This window comes from Rhizobacter sp. P2_H2 (assembly GCF_056403375.1).
In genome coordinates, this window is sequence record NZ_JBFUFP010001238.1 from 1 (window position 1) to 1,468 (window position 1,468).

A 1,468-nucleotide genomic window follows, 5' to 3' on the forward strand; every position below is an offset into this window, starting at 1 on the left:
CGATGTGTCCGGCCGGCCTCAATCGTGGATTTCAGCGAAGGAGGCAGCGATCATCTACGCCAGCGACGGCGTCGCATGGACGCTGGGTGATGCGTTCYACGTGCTGCGCGGCGGCATGCAACGGCGCACCGGGCTGCAATCGCGCATCGAGGTGCACCCGATCATCGCGGTGCGCGGCGCGGTCCCGAGCCGGGCCTGGCGCCAGACGCCCGCGCTCTCCAACCCCAAGCTCTTCGCCCGCGACCGTCAGGTGTGCGCCTACTGCGCCGGGCGCTTCCACCTGGACGACCTGACGCGCGAGCACATCGTGCCGACCTCGCGCGGCGGCCTCGACAGCTGGATGAACTGCATCACCGCCTGCCGCGCCTGCAATGGCCACAAGGGCAACCGGATGCCGGAAGAAGCGCACATGTCGCTGATGTACCTGCCCTACATCCCGAGCCTGCACGAGGACATGATCCTGCGCGGCCGGCGCATACTGGCGGACCAGATGGAATTCCTGCTGGCCAGCGTGCCAAGGCACAGCCGACTGCGGATCTGACTTCCGATTTCTTTACATCGCCGCCGCGGAACTCGCCGTGCGGCCGACTCGTCCATGCAGATGAGTAACGAGGAGTGAACCCCATGAACAAGCTTTTGATCGCCGTGGCCGTTGCCGCCACCTTGAGCGCGTGCGCCACCAGCAGCCCCGATGTCGTCTCGCGCAATGAAGCGCAGCGCCTGTCGCAGATCCAGGATGCCACCGTGCTGTCGGTGCGTCCGGTCGTGATCGACGGTTCGCAGTCCGGCGCCGGCGCCGTCACCGGCGGCGTGGTCGGCGGCATCGCCGGCGCATCGGTCGGCGGGCACCGCGAAGCGGTCGCCGTCGGCGTGCTGGCCGCGGTGGCCGGGGCGGTGGTCGGCAACGCAATCGAGCGTGCCGGCACCCGCGAGGAAGCGCTGGAGATCCTGGTGCAGCTGCGCAACGGCGAACGCCGCTCGATCATCCAGGCCAAGGGCACCGAGACGCTGGCCCCGGGCGAGCCGGTGATCCYGGTGTCGTCGAACGGCAAGACGCGCGTGATGCGCGCGCCGGCCGTCACGCAGCCGGCACCGGTGCCGGCCGCGCCGGCGCATCAGGGCTGAGTCGCCTCAGKGTTGACGCGGGAACAGGCCGCGCGCGTGCAGCGCGGCCTCGCACGACGGCGCGTCGCGGAAGTGCAGCGCCTGCCAACCGGCGGCGATCGCCGCATCGACGTTGACCTGCGTGTCGTCCAGCAGGATCAACCGGCCCGGCGACATCTCGAACTGCCGCGCCGAGTGCGCGAAGATCTCCGGCTCGGGCTTCAGCAGGCGCACGTGTGACGAGAACACGCCGCTCGTGAAGCGCCCGAGGAACGGGTGGCTGCGCACCAGGTGGTCCGCCAGCGGCCGTGGCATGTTCGACAGGAAGTGCAGCGTGTGCCCGGCGGCGCTCAGCCGTTCGATC

The 1,468-nt window shown here is 69.8% G+C and carries 3 protein-coding genes; 2 read left to right on the forward strand and 1 reads right to left on the reverse strand.

The genetic code is table 11. The annotated features are described in order from the left end of the window. Together AC1D15_RS31950 and AC1D15_RS31955 are read left to right on the forward strand one after the other, a co-directional pair. The coding region (locus AC1D15_RS31950) for an HNH endonuclease (protein ID WP_477829211.1) at nt 1–541 on the forward strand (541 nt) is incomplete at its 5' end. 83 nt (nt 542–624) lie between these two features. Then, nucleotides 625–1,125 (forward strand): outer membrane lipoprotein, encoded by a 501-nt coding sequence (locus AC1D15_RS31955; protein ID WP_477829212.1) that lies wholly within the window; start codon nt 625–627, stop codon nt 1,123–1,125. A gap of 6 nt (nt 1,126–1,131) precedes the next feature. On the opposite strand, the gene AC1D15_RS31960 is transcribed toward AC1D15_RS31955, so the two are convergent. Beyond that, a partial coding sequence (locus AC1D15_RS31960) for an HAD-IA family hydrolase (RefSeq protein ID WP_477829213.1) occupies nt 1,132–1,468 on the reverse strand: 337 nt, incomplete at its 5' end.